The organism is Micromonospora sp. NPDC005707, from assembly GCF_040631005.1.
Lineage (GTDB): Bacteria > Actinomycetota > Actinomycetes > Mycobacteriales > Micromonosporaceae > Micromonospora.
This window is the reverse complement of record NZ_JBEXYR010000007.1, coordinates 457,368-473,764: the sequence shown is the minus strand read 5'-3', so window position 1 is coordinate 473,764 and position 16,397 is coordinate 457,368. Positions and strand designations below refer to the sequence as shown.

Sequence of the window (16,397 nt, the reverse complement as noted above, 5' to 3'; positions counted from 1 at the left end):
GAGGGCGTGGATGGGTAGGTGGTGTTCGTGGGCGTAGGACAGTCGGGTGAGCAGGAGCAGCCCGACGCCTTCGCCCCAGACGGTGCCGTCGGCGGCGTCGGCGAATGCCCGGCACCGGCCGGTGGGCGACAGCGCCCGCTGCCGGCTGAACTCCACGAACGAGCCGGGCGTGGCCATCACCGTCGCGCCACCGGCGAGCGCCATCTCGCACTCGCCCTTGCGCAGTGACTGCGCGGCCAGGTGCACGGAAACCAGCGACGACGAGCACGCCGTATCGACCGTGATCGCCGGACCTTCCAGGCCGAACGCATACGCCACCCGCCCGGAGGCGATGCTCGGCGCGCTGCCGCTGCCGACCAGGCCCTCGAAGCCGGCGGGGATGTCCGGGAGCAGGCGGAACCCGTAGTCCGCCACCATGATGCCGGCGAAGACACCGGTGCTGCTGCCGCGTACCGCCGTCGGATCGAGGCCGGCCCGTTCGAACGCCTCCCACGCCGTCTCCAGCAGCAGCCGCTGCTGGGGGTCCATGGTCATCGCCTCGCGAGGGCTGATGCCGAACAGCTCCGGATCGAACTCGCCCGCCGCGTCGACGAAGCCGCCCTCGCGGACGTACGTCCGTCCCGGCGCGTCCGGGTCCGGGTCGTACAACGCCTCGACGTCCCAGCCCCGGTCGGTGGGGAACCCGGAGATCGCGTCCCGGCCGTCGGCCAGCAGCCGCCACAACTCCTCCGGCGACCGCACCCCACCGGGCAACCGGCAGGCCATCCCCACCACCGCGATCGGCTCGCGCGCCACCGCCTCCACATCGACCAGACGCTGCCGCGTCTGCTGCAACTCCGCCGTCGCCCGCCGCAGATACGCCCGCAGCTTTTCCTCATTCGCGGTACCGTCCGTCGGCGCGCCCTGGCTCATTGCGGGATCGCTCCTCACCGTTGGCGTCATTGAACGTCGATGTGCGGGAGGAGACGAGACATCGGAACCGTCGCGCCGACAGCGCGCCACCCTCGGCGTCGACAATTTCTGCCACAGCTAACGATCGCCTTATTCACCACTAAAGCTACTCGGGCGGACCGGGCGACAACGGTGCCGATCGGCATGCTTCGACCACGGGCGCGGGGCCGGTCCGGGCACCACGGACCGGCCCGCCGGCGCTGGTCGCCGGCGGGCTCGGGTCGGGTCGATCAGGCGGCCAGCTCCCGGGCGATGCTCATCACGTACCGGCCGTAGTTCGAGTTCGCCATCGTCGCGCCGAGCGCGTGGCAGGCCTCCGCGTCGATGAAGCCCATCCGCAGGGCGATCTCCTCGAGGCAGGCGATCCGGACGCCCTGCCGTTCCTCCAGGGTCCGCACGTACTGGCCGGCCTGCAGCAGCGCCTCGGGCGTGCCGGTGTCCAACCAGGCGAACCCGCGCCCGAGGTCGACCAGTCGGGCCAGCCCCCGGGTCAGGTAGACGTTGTTGACGTCGGTGATCTCCAGCTCGCCCCGGGCCGACGGGCGCAGGTTCTTGGCGATGTCCACCGCGTCGCTGTCATAGAAGTACAGGCCGGTGATGGCCCGATTGGAGCGGGGATGGCTGGGCTTCTCGTCGATCGCCACCAGCCGGCCCTCCGGGTCGGTCACCCCGATGCCGTAGCGCTGCGGGTCGTTGACCCGGTAGCCGAACAGGGTGCAGCCGTGCAGCTGCCGCGACTCGCGGTGCAGCAGCTGGGAGAACGCGTTGCCGTGGAAGATGTTGTCGCCCAGGATCAGGGCGCACTCGTCACCGTCGATGTGCCCGGCGCCGATGAGCAGCGCCTCCGCGATGCCGCGGGGCTGGGGCTGCTCGGCGTACGTGATGCGCAGTCCCCACTGGGCGCCGTCGCGCAGCAGGGTCTGGAACATCGGCAGGTCCGCCGGCCGGGCGATCACCAGCACCTCGCGGATGCCGGCGAACATCAGCACCGAGAGCGGGTAGTAGATCATCGGCTTGTCGCCGACCGGGAGCAGCTGCTTGGAGACCGGGATGGTGATCGGGTGCAGCCGGGTGCCGGAGCCGCCGGCCAGGATGATGCCCTTCACGCGTCGGCGCTCCTCGGGCCGGCGGACCGGGGTCGCACCGGCTGTCCCGACGATGTCTCGTGTTCGGTGGGAACAACAGAACGCATGGCATCCCCCGGAGCGGTCGGGCCAGGTATGTTCACCCGGACCCTACCGACGGAAACGGCACGCGCAACCCTGAGCGGTGATATCCGGTGCGATTGTTTGGGGCTCCTTTAGGGACGCCTTGTAATTGCTTGAGAGAATCGCCGGGAAGTGTCGTCGAAACGATTATTCCGGGTGTGTGGGAAGCGTAGCGACCGGTAGGATCTGGATTCATGACGAGGATGCTGGTCACCGGAGGCGCGGGCTTCATCGGGGCGAACTTCGTCCACCACACCGTGCGGCACCACCCCGAGTACCGGGTCCGGGTCCTCGACGCGCTGACCTACGCGGGCAACCGCGCCAGCCTCGGGCCGGTCGACGATCGGGTGGAGTTCGTGCATGGCGACATCTGCGACGCGGCGCTGGTGGACACCCTGGTCGCCGGCTCCGACGTGGTCGTCCACTTCGCCGCCGAGTCACACGTGGACAACTCGCTGCGCGACCCGGAGCCGTTCGTCCGGACCAACCTGCTCGGCACCTTCACCCTGCTGGAGGCCGTGCGCCGGCACGACGTCCGGTTCCACCACGTCTCCACCGACGAGGTCTTCGGGGACCTCCCGCTTGACGGGACCGCGAAGTTCACCGAGCAGACCGCGTACGACCCGTCGAGCCCCTACTCGGCCACCAAGGCGGGATCGGACCTGCTGGTGCGCGCCTGGGTGCGGTCCTACCGGGTGGCGGCGACGCTCTCCAACTGCGCCAACAACTACGGGCCGTTCCAGCACGTGGAGAAGTTCATCCCCCGGCAGGTCACCAACGTGCTGACCGGCGAGCGCCCGAAGCTGTACGGGACCGGCGTCAACGTCCGCGAGTGGACGCACGTCGACGACCACAACGAGGCGGTCCACCTGATCCTGCGGCGCGGCCGGATCGGTGAGACGTACCTCGTCGGCTCCGGCGACGAACGCAGCAACCGGGAGATCGTCGAGCTGATCCTCGCCCTGATGGACCGGCCGACCGACGCGTACGACCTGGTGCCCGACCGTCCGGGGCACGACCTGCGCTACGCCAACGACTCCACGAAGCTGCGCACCGAGCTGGGCTGGCGGCCGCGGTTCGGTTCGTTCCGCGACGGGCTCGCGGCCACCATCGACTGGTACCGCGCCAACGACTGGTGGTGGAAGCCGCGGAAGCAGGCCGTCGAGGAGGGCTACCGCGCCGCCGGCGAGATCGCGAGCTGAATTCGCGCTCCGGCGAGCGCTGGAAAGAACCTCCAGCTCCGGGACCTGGATGGAAGGATTTCTTTCCGTCCATGCCGTTGGTACTGTGCTGCCGTGCCTGCCCCTCGCACCGTCAGCGCCCCACCGGATGACCGCGCCCCGACCGTGGAGTCCAGCCCCGCCGCCGTCCGGCGGGGGAAGCCGGCACGCTTCACCGAATCCGGTCTCGGGTGGCTGCTGCTGCTGCCGTCCGTCGTGGTCTTCGCGCTGTTCGTGTTCTGGCCGCTGGGGCGGACCCTGTACCTGTCCGTCCACGGCAACGACCTCTTCGGCGCCCCGTCGGTGTACGTCGGCGCGGAGCACTACCGGGAGATGCTGTCGGCCGAGTTCGGCAAGGTGCTGGCCACGACGGGCCTGTTCACGCTGTTCTCGGTGGTGCCGGCCGTCCTGGGCGCGCTCTTCGTGGTGCTGCTGCTGGAGGCGCGGATCCGCGGGGTACGGGTGCTGCGCACCGCCTTCGCGCTGCCGTTCGCGTTCTCGGTGGCGACCGCGTCGGTCATCTTCGCCGTCATCTACAACCCGGCGATCGGCGTGGCGAACGGCGTGCTCGGCTCCCTCGGGATCGACCGGGTCAACTGGCTCACCGACCCGACGATCGCGCTGCCCGCCGTGGCCGCCGCGACGGTGTGGATGAACTTCGGCTACAACGTCCTCGTGCTCTCCGCCGGCGTCGCCGCGATCTCACCCGAGGTGGTCGAGGCCGCGCGGCTGGACGGTGCTTCGGGCTGGCGGCTGGCGTCCCGGATCACGGTGCCGCTGCTCTCCCCGCAGTTGTTCTTCCTCGTCGTGGTGTCCACGATCCACGCGTTGCAGAGCTTCGGGCAGATCCACATCCTGACCAAGGGCGGCCCGGACCAGGCCACGACGACGCTTGTCTACTCGATCTACGAGAAGGCGTTCGCCTTCGGGTCCTCCGACTTCGGATCGGCCAGCGCGCAGGCCGTCGTGCTGCTGGTCGTCATGCTCGGCTGCACGGCCATCCAGTTCGGCATCCTCGAGCGGCGGGTCCACTACCGATGAAAAAGTTCAGCCTGGGGCAGGTCGCCGTCTACGTCGTGCTCGGCCTGGCCGCGATCCCGGTCCTGTTCCCCATCTACTACGGCTTCGTGGGGGCCGTGATGGGCCCCGGTGACCTGGCGACCTACCCGCCCGCGCTGGTGCCGCACGAGCTCTACTGGCGCAACATCGGCGACGTCTTCCGCTCGGTGCCGCTCGACCGGTTCTACGTCAACTCCGCCGTCCAGGCCGGGGCCATCACGGTGGCCCAGATCGTCACCAGCATCCTGGCCGCGTACGCCTTCGCGTTCCTTCGCATGCCGGCGAAGGCCGTGACGTTCGCGCTGTTCCTCGCCACCCTCATGGTGCCGTGGGAGGCGATCATCATCCCCAACTACCTGGCCATCTCCGGGTGGGGTCTGGCGCGGGGAGGGCTGACCTACCTCGGTCTCGTGCTGCCCTTCCTCGCCTCGGCCTTCGGGACGTTCCTGCTGCGCCAGGCCTTCCTGCAGTTCCCGACCGAGTTGCGCGACGCCGCGGTGATCGACGGGTGCGGCCACTGGCGCCTGCTGTGGCGGGTCATCGTGCCCCTGTCCAAGCCCTCGATCGCGGCGGTCGGCGTCTACGTCTTCCTCTCGGCGTGGAACCAGTACTTCTGGCCGCTGATCCTGATCCGCGACTCCGAGTTCCAGACGCTGCAGATCGGCATCTCGCAGCTCAACGACGCCGAGGTGGCGCAACCGGGCCTCGTCCTCGCGGGCGTCGCGCTGTCCCTGCTCCCGACCTTGGCCGTCGTGCTCTTCGGTCAGCGCTACATCGTCCGCGGCCTCACCGCCGGCGCGCTGCGTTAACTCAAGAAGAGGAGAACCCGTGAGACAACCCAAGCTCCGTCGGGCCATGGCGGCGTTCGTCGCCCTGGCCGCCGCTGCCGCACTGACGGCGTGCGGCGGTTCCGGGGACGGCACCGATTCGGCCAAGGACGCGCTCGAGGCGCCCGGCGCGGAGGTGCTCGAGAAGGCCACCGACAAGACCACCATCGAGTTCTGGCACGGGATGAAGGGCGCCAACGCCGCGGCGATCGACAAGCTGGTCGCCGACTTCAACGCCCAGAGCGGGGGCAAGGTCGAGGTCAAGGCCATCTACCAGGGCAACTACGACGAGACGATCGCCAAGTACAAGGCCTCGGTGCAGCAGAAGAACACTCCGGCGCTGGTGCAGATCTACGACATCGGCTCCCGGTTCATGGTCGACTCGAAGCAGACCGTGCCGATGTTCAAGTTCATCGACAAGGACAAGTTCAACGCCGGCGACATCGAGCCGAACATCGCCAACTACTACTCGATCGACGGCAAGCTCCAGTCGATGCCGTTCAACACGTCCACCCCGCTGCTGTACCTGAACAAGGAGGCCTTCGTCCGGGCCGGCCTCGACCCGACCAAGCCGCCGGCGAACCTGGACGAGATCGGGGAGATGGCGAAGAAGCTGACGGTCAAGGACGCCGGCGGCAAGACCATCCAGTACGGCTTCGGTGCCGCCATCTACGGCTGGCTGCTGGAGCAGTTGATCGCCACCGACGGCAAGGAGTACTGCGACAACGGCAACGGGCGTAAGGGCCTCGCGACGAAGGTGCAGTTCGACCAGGAGACCGGCGTCCGCGTGGCGCAGTGGTGGGTGGACCTGGTGAAGGGCGGCTACGCGACGAACACCGGCCGCAAGACCGACGACGCCCAGGCCGCCTTCAAGGCGGGCACCGTGGCGATGCACCTGGAGTCCACCGGCGCCATGCGTGGCTACGTCGACGCCGCCAAGGGCAAGTTCACCGTGCTCACCGCGCCGTACCCGAAGGCGAGCAGCTCCGCGACGGGCGGGCCGATCATCGGTGGCGCCTCGCTGTGGATCAACGGCGTCGGGCACAGCGACAAGGAGAAGCGTGCGGCCTGGGAGTTCGTGAAGTTCGCCCTGAGCCCGGTCCAGCAGGCGAAGTGGCACACCGGCACCGGGTACGTGCCGGTCAACGCGAAGGCACTCGACGAGCAGATCGACAAGGACTGGGTGGCGCAGTACCCGCAGTTCAAGACCGCCGTGGACCAGTTGCACGCGCTGCCGCCGTCGGTCGCGTCGGCCGGCTGCCTGCTCGGGGTCATGCCGCAGGCGCGCAAGGCGTCCGAGGACGGCCTGGAGGCGGCCATCGTCGGTAGCAAGCCGGCCGACCAGGCCATGAAGGACGCCGCGGCGAGCGTGCGGCCCGCGATCGACAGCTACAACAAGTCGGTCGGCTGACCAGACGTCACCGCCCGAGGGGGAACCCTCGGGAAGAGGGGCCGGCTCCGTGGGGGCCGGCCCCTCGACGCCCGGCCGGGCCGCACGAGGTCGGCTCAGACGATGTACGCGTACAGGTCGACGAGCGTGCCGTCGGCGCGGTGCAACCCGGCGGAGTCGCCGTGCGTGCCGTTCCAGACAGCGGTGGTGCGGCCGTTGTGGTAGGTGGTCGCGTCGTTCCTGCCGGGACCGGTGTGCACCCGCAGCAGCCCGCCCGGCGGGAGGACGTAGCCGTCGCCCACGACGACCCGGGCGGACGACTGGCTTCGCAGGTACCAGCCGCTGACGTCCACCGGCTGTGCGGAGACGTTGCGCAGGACGACATGCTCGCCGGCCCACGGCGGCTCGTCGCCGGGGGAGTGGTGCCGGATGTCCTGCACGACCACACCCGCGCCGGGCACCGGGTCCCGGCCGCGCAGCATGTTCCTCAGGGCGTACGGGTAGTTGGTGATCATGCCGGCGGCGCCGAGGTCGAGGGCCCAGCGCCACAACTCGGGCGAGTCGACCGTCCACGGCACGACGGCCATGCCCGCCTCGATGACGCGGGCCGCGTCCTCGGGTCGCAGCCGGCGGATGTCCGGGTTGACCGAGAAGGCCCATTCGGCGAGCTCGGTCAGCTTGCCGCTCGTGGGCACGTCGTAGGCGATCAGCGCGACCGGGACGTCGGGCAGCAGCGCGTGGAAATCCCGGACAGCCTGCTCGTCGAAGGACCCGACGACAAGCGGCTGCGCGCCCGGCTCGATCCAGTCGCGACGCGGGCGCAGGCGGGCGGCGACCGCGTGCGCCAGCCCGGGATTCGCCGCGGGCGACTTCAGTTCGAGGTTGAGGCCGACCCGGCCCCCGAGCAGGTCGAGCAGCTCGTCGAGGGTCAGGATGCGCTGGCCGGTGAAGTCCTCGTCGTACCATCCCCCGGCGTCGAGTTTCCTGAGCTCGGTGAGGGTGAGGTCGTGCACGTTCCAGGGCGCGCGGTCCGCAAAGGTCAGCCGGGCGTCGGTGGTGCGGGCGAGCGTGACGTCATGGATGATCACCAGCTCGCCGTCGGCGCTGAGCTGCACGTCGGTCTCGATGTAGTCGGCGCCCTCGGCGATCGCGCGCTCGAAGGCGGCCGCCGTGTTCTCCGGCGCCGCACCGGACGACCCCCGGTGCGCGTACGTCGCGGGCCGCCTGCCGCCACGGCCGGCCACTGCCCCGCCGGCAGGTGCGTCAGCCACCAGGGTGGACCTTGACGACTGAAGCGTGCTCATCCGAGAGCTCTCCATGATCGGGACCGGCAGCTACGAACCGACCCTAACGCCCACCGGCGAGGTCCACCTCCCGGCGGCCGGACGGCGGCCCTTGACAGGGGCGACACGATTCAGACGTGAGCCGTCCGCCCACACACCCGCCCTACCCCGGTGCCGGACCCGCGCCGTCGGGGCGGGGCAGCGCGGGGTGGTGGGTCCTCGGCGCCGTCCTGGTCGCCGTGATCGCGGTCGGCGGCATCGTCGTGTCCTGCGCCGGTTTCTGGATGTACGCGAACCACGACCGGCCCGAGCTGATCGACAACCCGCCGGTCAGCGAGGTGGCGGAGAGCGCGTGCGCCACGATGCGCGCCACCGTGGTGGCGAAGGCCGTACCTCCCGACGCCCCCGTCGACGCGCAGGCGCGCTCGATCCGGGAGCAGAACGCCGCGGTGACCGTCATGGTGGCGCAGGTGCGGGGCCTGGACCGTGACCTGCGGGCGGACGACCGTCCGACCGACGCGTGGCTGGCCGACTGGGAAGCCCTCGTCGAGGCCCGCGAGCGGTACGCCACCGAGCTGGCCGCCGGCCGCCGGCCGCACTTCGTGGTACCGACCGCCGATGGCCGGCCGCTGACCGACCGGATGAACTCGGTGGGGTTGACCTGCGAGGTCCCGCCGCAGCTCGTCGACCTCCGCTAGCCCGTCCAGCGCTGCGGGCCGGTGTGAGATCCATCGCCCGGGGGAAGTCCCGGGTTGGCCGGTGATGTTGTGCGGCACATGCCGGAGACGGATGTGATGGTTGTCGGCGCCGGGCAGGCGGGCCTGTCCAGCGCGTACCACCTGCGCTCCTCGGGTCTCGACTTCGCGGTTCTGGACGCCGACGCGGCACCCGGCGGGGCCTGGCAGCACCGATGGCCGACGCTGCGCATGGCGACCGTGCACGGCATCTTCGACCTGCCCGGAATGCACTTCACGCCGCCACCGCCGGACGAACCGGCCGCCGACGCGGTGCCGGCCTACTTCGCCGCCTTCGAGCGCGAATTCGGCATCGACGTCCAGCGCCCGGTCGCCGTCGCGGCCGTCCGGAACGCCGGCGACGGCCGACTCCTCGTCGAATCGGACAAGGGCACCTGGATTACCCGGGCACTGATCAACGCGACGGGCACGTGGACCAGGCCGTTCGTGCCGTACTACCCCGGACAGGAAACGTTCCTCGGTCAGCAGCTGCACACCGCCCACTACCGGGGACCGGCGGATTTCGCCGGGAAGCGGGTGGTCGTCGTCGGGGGCGGAGCCTCGGCCGTGCAGCTCCTGGTCGAGATCGCCGACGTCGCGGCGGCGACGACCTGGGTCACCCGCCGCCCACCGGTGTTCCGGGAGGGGCCGTTCACCTCGGACTACGGGCGCGAGGTGGTCGCCAAGGTGGAGGCACGGGTACGGGCCGGTCTGCCCCCCGGAAGCATCGCGAGCGCAACCGAGCTGGCCTGGACACCGCTGATGCGGGAAGCCCGGGAACGCGGTCTCCTCCGACGCCTGCCGATGTTCGACAGGATCGTGCCCCGCGGCGTCCGCTGGCCCGACGGTGCCGTGCAGGACGCGGACGTCATCCTCTGGTGCACCGGCTTCCGGCCGGCGCTCGACCACCTGGCCCCCCTGCGCCTGCGCGGACCCCGCGGCGGCATCGCCATGGACGGCACCCGGGTGGTCGGCGATTCCCGGATCCACCTGGTCGGCTATGGGCCGTCGGCCAGCACGGTCGGCGCGAACCGCGCCGGGCGGGCAGCGGTCCGCGAGCTGCGCGCGCTTCTGGCGGCGCCCGCCCTCGCCTGACCGCCCCCCCGCCGACACGCCCGGTCAGCCGATCTGGTCGCTGTCCTTCAGCGCGCCCCATCCGTGCCAGCGGTCGATCTCGATGAGGGCGCTGACCCGCCGGCGGTCGCGCCGCGGGTACGCCCTCCCGCCGTAGTGCTGGGAGAGCCGGTCGATGTCGGCCAGGTCCTCGTCGTCGCGGAGTTCGACGACCCGCCCGATGATCGTGACGTGGGTGTACCAGGCCTGCTCGTCCAGCACCGTGAGGGTGACCCGGGGGTCGTTGCGGAGATGGCTCAGCCGGCGGCGGCCCTCGTCCATGTTCACCAGGATCCGGCCGTCCTCCCACAGGTACCAGGTGGCCGCGGACACCGGCTGGCCGTCGGGCCGGAGCGTCGCCATCACGGCGGGGTTCGCCTTCCGGAGCATGGTGACCGCGGGTTCGGGCAGCGGCGGCTTCGACATGGTTCTCCTCCTCGCGACAGCGTGACCTCCGCAATGTACGCAACCGTCGGGCCGATCGCCGGGGCTACGGTTTGGCTGCCGCCCGCGCCGCCCTCCGCCGCCAGGGAGCCGCCAGCAGCAGGACGGCCAGAGCGCCGACGGCACCGATTCCGAGGGCGGCCACCCACGACATGGACCGACCGGTCCGGGCCGGCCCGTGCTGCTCGGCCTTGACCTGGGCGACGGGCTGGTCGTGCTTCTTCTCGTCCGGGGTGACCAGGCGGCCGACCGACGCGTCGGGGGAGAGCGCGAAGCCCCAGTTCAGCAGCGCCGCGGCCTCGCCCAGGCTGCCCAGGGGCGCGGTCTCCGCACCGAGCAGGGTGACGGCGAGCCGCCGGCCGTCGCGCTCGGCCACTCCCACGTACGTCTGCCGTGCCAGGTCGGTGAAGCCGGTCTTCCCGCCGAGCGTCCCCGGGTAGTGGTCCAGCAGCGTGTTGTCGTGGGTGAGGGAGAAGCCGGACCGTCCCGGCCCGGCCGGCACCTCCGCCACCCGCGTGGCGATGTACCGCCGGAAGTCCGCGCGGGCGTAGGTGGCGCGCGCGATCAGCGCCAGGTCGTACGCGCTGGTGTACTGGCCGGGGCCGTCCAGGCCGGACGGTGTCACGGCGTGGGTCTGGTTCGCGCCCAGCCGGTGTGCCTCGTCGTTCATCGCCCGCACGCCGCCCTGCCGCCCGGCGGTGCCACCGCCGAGGCGGGCCAGCACGTTGGCGGCGTCGTTGCCCGACTTGAGGAGGAGCCCCAGCCACAGGCTCTCGATGGAGTACCGGCCGCCCGGCACCACGCCCATCACCGAGCTGGCCGGGTCGAGATCCTGCAGATCGGCCCGGGTCACCTCGACGACCTGTGTGGGGTCGAGGTGGGGCATCAGGGCCGCGGCGAGCAGCATCTTCTGCACGCTGGCCGGCGTGCGGTGCTCGTGCGGCCCGCACCCACCCAGCACCGTGCCGCTGTCGAGGTCGGCCACCAGCCAGGAGGTGGCGGTCACCGCCGGGGCCATCGGCGCACCGGCCGGGATGGACAGTCCCGCCGTCGCCAGCGACCCGCCTCCGACGGCCAGGTCGGCGGGGCCGACCGGTGGCGGTGACGGTGCTGCCGGCGGGGCGACCGGCGGCTTGACGGCCGGGCAGGGCACGTACGGCGCGACGGCCCGTACCGGTGACGCGGACACCGGGGCTGGCATGGTCAGGAACGCGCTGAGCCCCACTGCGACTATGCGAATGATGGTCACGTCAATGCACCGTAATCGCTCACCATGCGGGCCCGGCCCGGTTGCAAAAAGTGGTCCCCGGAGGGCAGGGAATTCCGGCCTCGGCCCGGGCGGCACTCCTTCGATCGGCTTGTGCCGTTTCGCGAGGCTCCGATCGCGCGACGAACGGTGTTTTCCGCCGTTCATTTTTGTCGAAACGGTGGCGATCGGATATCGCACGCCGGTTCCTGCCATCGGGCAACAGGGAAACGCTTGGGGGCAGTGTGACCCGATCGGATGCTCGAAGGAGGCAAAGCGCTCAGGCGAGCCGACCGGGGCAGGCTCAGACCGCCACCTCGGCGCTCAGGACGATGGTGCGTTCCTCGGGCAGGTGGAGGAATTCGACGTGGCTGGCGGCGTTGTGGGCGAGGGCGATGAACAGGCGCTTGCGCCAGACGGCCATGCCGGGCTGGCGCGTGCACCGCAGCGTGACCCGTGAGACGAAGTAGGAGACGTCCTCCAGGTCGAGGTTGATGTCCCTGGTGTTGGGGTGGGCGGCCGCGCGGCGAAGCACCTCGGGGAAGTCGGTGGGGTCCTGGAAGCCGAATTGGGCGTCGATGTGGATGATGCCGTCGTTCGGGTCGCCGAGGTCATCGATGGTGAGGCGCTGATCCCAGGGGATGTGCGGGACGTTCGCGGTGCGACCCGTGATGATCACGATTCTTTCGTGCCGGACGTGGTAGTGCGCGACGTTCGCCCGTAGCGCCAGGGGCGTGGTCTCCTTGTTCGGGTGCGGGAACACCGCGGTGCCCGGCACCCACGGGATGTTCGTGGCGTGCAGGCTGTCGAGGAACTCGGGGAGAGGTCCCTCCCGTTCGATCCGCCGGGCGGTCACCAGTTCGGCCCCGCGGCGCCAGGTCAGCAGGACCGTGAACAGGATGCTCGCGATGAGCAGCGTCAGCCAACCGCCGTGGGTGACCTTGGCCAGGTTCGCCGTGAAGAAGGTCAGCTCGACGCTGCCGAAGACGACCCCGAACAGCGCCAGCCGCCAGGTGGGCCAGCGCCACCGCGCTCGCGCGACGACCAGGAACAGGGTCGTGGTGATCATGAAGGTGCCGGTGACCGCCACGCCGTAGGCGGCGGCAAGGTTCGTGGACGAGCCGAACGCGAACACCACCACCAGAACCGCCGCGAACAGGCCCCAGTTCACTCCCGGGGCGTAGATCTGTCCGTACTGGCGGCGGGAGGTCTGCCGGATGCGCAGGTGCGGCAGGAAGCCCAGCCGCATGGCCTCCCGGGACACCGAGAACGCCCCGGAGATCACCGACTGGGACGCGATCACCGTGGCGACGGTGGCCAGGACGACCATCGGCAGCTGCGCCCAGCCCGGCAGCAGCAGGAAGAACGGATTGCCCCGGCTCCCCGGCGTCCGGAGGATGAGTGCGCCCTGGCCGAGGTAGTTCAGGGTCAGCGCGGGGAAGACGATCCCGAACCAGGCGCGGCGGATCGGCGCGCGACCGAAGTGCCCCATGTCGGCGTAGAGCGCTTCGGCGCCGGTGATCGACAGCACCACGGCGCCCATCGCGATGAACGCGATCACCGGGTGGTCGACGACGAACAGGGCCGCGTACGTCGGTGACAGCCCGGCCAGGACGTTCGGGTGGCGGATCACCTCGGCCGCGCCGGCGACGCCCAGGCAGGCGAACCAGAGCAGCATGATCGGCCCGAACACGGCCCCGACCCGTCCGGTGCCCCAGCGCTGGATGGCGAACAGCAGGGTGAGGATCACCGCCGACGCCGGCAGCACCACCACCTCCAGCGCCGGGGAGACCACCTCCAGTCCTTCCACCGCCGACAACACCGAGATCGCCGGGGTGATCACACTGTCGCCGTAGAACAGGGCCGCGCCGAGCGCCCCGAGCGCCAGCACGGTCTCGGCGCGCCGTGCGCTGACCTTGAGCAGCGCCCTCCGGGCGAGGGCGGCCAGAGCCATCACGCCGCCCTCGCCCTCGTTGTCGGCCCGCAGGATGAAGATGACGTACTTGACCGACACGATGAGGATGATCGACCAGAAGACCCACGAGATAACACCGAACACGTCGGGGGCGTCCGGTGTCAGGCTGCGGTCGAGGGTGAAGACCGTCTTCAGCGCGTACAGCGGGCTCGTGCCGATGTCGCCGTACACCACCCCCAGCGCGCCCAGCAGCAGGCCGACGCCCGCCGGCGATGGCCGGGACGCCCTCCCGCCATCCTCCGCGGCCTCCGGGGCGCCTGCCCCGGGCTGCTCATCGCCTGCGCGCTCCGCCACCCCATAGGCATACCGTCGGGCGGTCGGTCACGGCAGGATTTCGACGTACCCGTCGGTCCCGTGTACGCGAATCCGCTGCCCGTTCCGGATCAGCCTGGTCGCGTGCTCCACGCCGACGACGGACGGCAGGCCGTACTCCCGGGCGATCACCGCCCCGTGGGTCATGAGGCCTCCGATCTCCGTCACCAGCCCCTTGATCGCGACGAACAGGGGCGACCAGCTCGGGTCGGTGTACGCGGTGACCAGGATGTCGTCCGGTTCGAGCTCGGCCTCGGCCAGGTCCAGAATGACCCGAGCCCGCCCCTCGACGATGCCGCCGGAAACCGGGAGGCCGACCAGCGCGCCGGCCGGCACGTCGTCGCGCCGGTACGCCCCGGTGATGGCCTCACCCTCCGACGTGAGCACCCGGGGTGGGGTGAGCGCGTGATAGGACCGGAACTCGTCCCTGCGCCGGTGGATGAGCTGATCATCCACCTGGTGGGTGCGCACGACGTCGTGCAGCTCCTGGAACGTGAGGTAGAAGATGTCCTCCTTCTCGCGGAGCACGTTCGCCCGCACGAGGCGTTCGGCCTCCTGCATCATGGCCTGCTTGTAGACGAAGTAGCGGCTGATGATGGCGTACTTCGGATACTCCCGGTACCCGATGAAGGTGCGGACCCGGTCGATCATCCGCTTGGTCTCCTCCGCCTTGCGCTCGCCGTCCGGCAGGGCCCGCAAGCGCTCCAGGACCTCCTGTTCCTTCTTCTCCGCCTCCTGGCGCCCCTGCTCGAAGCGCCGCTCGCGAGCGCCCGGCTCGAAGTTCCGGACGTTGTCGAGGATGACGGGCACGAGGGTGGTGGGGCGTTCGCTCCACCGCGGCCTCGTGATGTCGATCTCGCCGACGCAGCGCATGCCGTACCTGTCGAGGAAGGCCCGGATGGCGTCTCGCGCCTCCCGGCCGCCCGGAAGCTCGGGCAGCTCATCCAGGAAGCCCTCGTCCTCGACCTCCTGCAGGAAGGCCACCACCTCCGGATGCGGACGGATGACGTCGGCGACGTCCAGGAGCGCCAACCCCATCTCCGACGTGACGTTGTGGGGCGCGGACAGGGTGAGCGTGTCGGCCGCGTTCTTCTCGCCCAGCCACGCCTGCAGCTGCTCGTTGAGCCACCACGTGGCCTCCATCCCCGCCATGATCGCCTGCATGCTCCGCGGGTCGCCCAGGAGCCGTTTGTGCTCCTGGAACGCCGTCAGGAGGAAGTCGAACAGCGCCGGCCCGGAGGTCGTCGCGATGTCGCGCCGCAGGGCGGCGACGGACGCCTGGCTGTGTGCGATCAGGTCGGTGACGATGGCCGGATCGGTCTCGATCGGTGCCGGCCCGCCGCCGGCGCGCGGTCCGGCCGGGCCCTGGTCGGGGAGCGACGGGATGAAGTCGCCGCGGTCGATGACGGTCTCCAGCGCGTCCCGGACCAGCGGATCGGATCGTCCCGCCATCTCCAGCAGGCCGGCGCGGCTCGACGGCGATGCCAGGGCCCGGGTGGCGTCGACGAACAGCCGCCCACCGGCGGCATGCATCGGCGCCATGGCCGTCAGCTGCCACATGGAGAGCCCCAGGGGCCTCATGGGGTCGGTCATCATCTGCTGATGACCGACCGAGATGAAGACGTGGTTCTCCTCGTCCCCGATCTCGGGAACGGGGAACAGCGTCGTGATCGGCCGGCTCTGGACGATCTGGAAGTCGTCGTCGACCAGGCACCATTCGATGTCCTGGGGGTGGCCGAAGTGTGCTTCGATCCGCCGGCCCAGCTCCACCAGCCGGACGACCTGCGCGTCCGTCAGCACCGGCTGGTCCTGCCGCTCCGGGTCGATCGCCTGTTCCGTCGTCCCGCCGGCCGGTAGGGCGTGGACGGCAAGCCGCTTGGTGGCGATGGCCTTGTCGACGATCTCACCGTCGCGCACCCGGTAGGCGTCCGCGTTCACCAGCCCGGAGACCAGAGCCTCGCCCAGGCCGAAGCTGGCCTCCACGGAGGCGACCCTGCGGTTGGACGTGACGGGATCGGCCGTGAACAGGATGCCGGACACCTGCGGGAAGACCATCTGCTGCACGACGACGGCCATGTGGACGGTGCGGTGGTCGATGCCGTTCCGCTGGCGGTAGGTCACGGCCCGCTCGGTGAAGAGCGAGGCCCAGCACCGGCTGACGTGCCGGAGGATCGCCGCCGTCCCCATGACGTTCAGGTACGTGTCCTGCTGGCCCGCGAAGGAGGCCGTCGGCAGGTCCTCCGCCGTCGCGCTGGATCGGACGGCGTAGGCGGCCCGCTCATCGAGCCGGCTGAGAGCCCGGGTGATCGCCGCGGCCACGTCGTCGGGCAGGACGGTCCCCTCGATGGTCCGGCGGATCTCCGCGCTGAGCGCGCGGACCGCCTCGCGGTCGTCCGGGTTCAGGCGCGCCAGCTGATCGAGCCGGTCGTCGATCGACGGCGCCTCGGCCATGATCCGCCGGAAGGCGTCCGTCGTGACGCAGAACCCGGCCGGTACGCGGATGCCGCCGATCCGCGCCAGTGCCCCGAGGTGCGCGCCCTTGCCGCCGACGATCGCGACCTGCCGGTCGTCGACCTCGTGGAGACCCCGCACGTACTGCTCGATCATGGTGCCCCATTTCTTCGCACATTTCCGG

13 protein-coding genes are annotated in these 16,397 nt (G+C 70.6%); 6 read left to right on the top strand and 7 right to left on the bottom strand.

Translation table 11 applies throughout. The annotated features are described in order from the left end of the window. Positions 1-912 (bottom strand): beta-ketoacyl synthase N-terminal-like domain-containing protein (locus ABZ452_RS17355; protein WP_357943682.1); only part of this gene is annotated, 912 nt, incomplete at its 3' end. A gap of 269 nt (positions 913-1,181) precedes the next feature. Then, complete coding sequence (gene rfbA / locus ABZ452_RS17350; protein ID WP_357943680.1) at positions 1,182-2,057, bottom strand: glucose-1-phosphate thymidylyltransferase RfbA; 876 nt, start codon at positions 2,055-2,057, stop codon at positions 1,182-1,184. 305 nt (positions 2,058-2,362) lie between these two features. On the opposite strand from rfbA, the gene rfbB reads away from it, so the two are divergent. From rfbB to ABZ452_RS17330, 4 genes are all read left to right on the top strand, one after another. Next, positions 2,363-3,361, top strand: coding sequence for a dTDP-glucose 4,6-dehydratase (rfbB, locus tag ABZ452_RS17345; RefSeq protein WP_357943714.1), 999 nt, complete (start codon positions 2,363-2,365; stop codon positions 3,359-3,361). A 93-nt stretch (positions 3,362-3,454) separates the two neighbouring features. Beyond that, positions 3,455-4,420, top strand: a complete 966-nt coding sequence (locus ABZ452_RS17340; RefSeq protein WP_357943678.1) for a sugar ABC transporter permease — start codon at positions 3,455-3,457, stop codon at positions 4,418-4,420. Then, on the top strand, positions 4,417-5,247 hold the full coding sequence (locus ABZ452_RS17335) for a carbohydrate ABC transporter permease (protein ID WP_357943676.1): 831 nt from the start codon (positions 4,417-4,419) through the stop codon (positions 5,245-5,247). Before ABZ452_RS17340 ends, ABZ452_RS17335 begins: the two co-directional genes overlap by 4 nt. 19 nt (positions 5,248-5,266) lie before the next feature. Next, positions 5,267-6,676, top strand: a complete 1,410-nt coding sequence (locus tag ABZ452_RS17330; protein ID WP_357943674.1) for an ABC transporter substrate-binding protein — start codon at positions 5,267-5,269, stop codon at positions 6,674-6,676. A gap of 95 nt (positions 6,677-6,771) precedes the next feature. Here the strand turns inward: ABZ452_RS17330 and ABZ452_RS17325 are convergent, their stop codons facing one another. Then, entirely contained in the window at positions 6,772-7,926 is a 1,155-nt protein-coding gene (locus ABZ452_RS17325) for a glycerophosphodiester phosphodiesterase family protein (RefSeq protein WP_357943672.1), read from the bottom strand. A gap of 149 nt (positions 7,927-8,075) precedes the next feature. Between ABZ452_RS17325 and ABZ452_RS17320 the strand changes: the two genes are divergently transcribed. Both ABZ452_RS17320 and ABZ452_RS17315 read left to right on the top strand, forming a co-directional pair. Beyond that, positions 8,076-8,636 (top strand): hypothetical protein, encoded by a 561-nt coding sequence (locus ABZ452_RS17320; RefSeq protein WP_357943670.1) that lies wholly within the window; start codon positions 8,076-8,078, stop codon positions 8,634-8,636. A gap of 78 nt (positions 8,637-8,714) precedes the next feature. Then, a complete protein-coding gene (locus ABZ452_RS17315) occupies positions 8,715-9,767 on the top strand; it encodes an FAD-dependent oxidoreductase (protein WP_357943668.1) in 1,053 nt (350 codons plus the stop codon). A 24-nt stretch (positions 9,768-9,791) separates the two neighbouring features. Here the strand turns inward: ABZ452_RS17315 and ABZ452_RS17310 are convergent, their stop codons facing one another. The 4 genes from ABZ452_RS17310 to rph form a co-directional block, all read right to left on the bottom strand. Continuing rightward, positions 9,792-10,211 (bottom strand): PPOX class F420-dependent oxidoreductase, encoded by a 420-nt coding sequence (locus ABZ452_RS17310; protein WP_357943666.1) that lies wholly within the window; start codon positions 10,209-10,211, stop codon positions 9,792-9,794. 64 nt (positions 10,212-10,275) lie between these two features. Continuing rightward, on the bottom strand, positions 10,276-11,478 hold the full coding sequence (locus tag ABZ452_RS17305) for a D-alanyl-D-alanine carboxypeptidase (RefSeq protein WP_357943664.1): 1,203 nt from the start codon (positions 11,476-11,478) through the stop codon (positions 10,276-10,278). Between the two features lie 301 nt (positions 11,479-11,779). Further along, complete coding sequence (locus tag ABZ452_RS17300) at positions 11,780-13,744, bottom strand: KUP/HAK/KT family potassium transporter (RefSeq protein ID WP_357943662.1); 1,965 nt, start codon at positions 13,742-13,744, stop codon at positions 11,780-11,782. Positions 13,745-13,771: 27 nt separating this feature from the next. After that, positions 13,772-16,369 carry a rifamycin-inactivating phosphotransferase gene (rph, locus tag ABZ452_RS17295; RefSeq protein ID WP_357943660.1) on the bottom strand — a complete coding sequence of 866 codons (2,598 nt, stop codon included), beginning with the start codon at positions 16,367-16,369 and terminating at the stop codon, positions 13,772-13,774. Between the last annotated feature and the right edge of the window lie 28 nt (positions 16,370-16,397).

What these genes read in the sequence shown, in the direction of transcription:
- rfbB (WP_357943714.1), top strand. Translation starts at nt 2,363, where the DNA reads ATGCTGGTCACCGGAGGCGCGGGCTTCATCGGGGCGAACTTCGTCCAC.
- ABZ452_RS17335 (WP_357943676.1), top strand. Translation starts at nt 4,417, where the DNA reads ATGAAAAAGTTCAGCCTGGGGCAGGTCGCCGTCTACGTCGTGCTCGGC.
- ABZ452_RS17315 (WP_357943668.1), top strand. Translation starts at nt 8,715, where the DNA reads ATGCCGGAGACGGATGTGATGGTTGTCGGCGCCGGGCAGGCGGGCCTG.
- ABZ452_RS17310 (WP_357943666.1), bottom strand. Translation starts at nt 10,211, where the DNA reads ATGTCGAAGCCGCCGCTGCCCGAACCCGCGGTCACCATGCTCCGGAAG.
- rph (WP_357943660.1), bottom strand. Translation starts at nt 16,369, where the DNA reads ATGATCGAGCAGTACGTGCGGGGTCTCCACGAGGTCGACGACCGGCAG.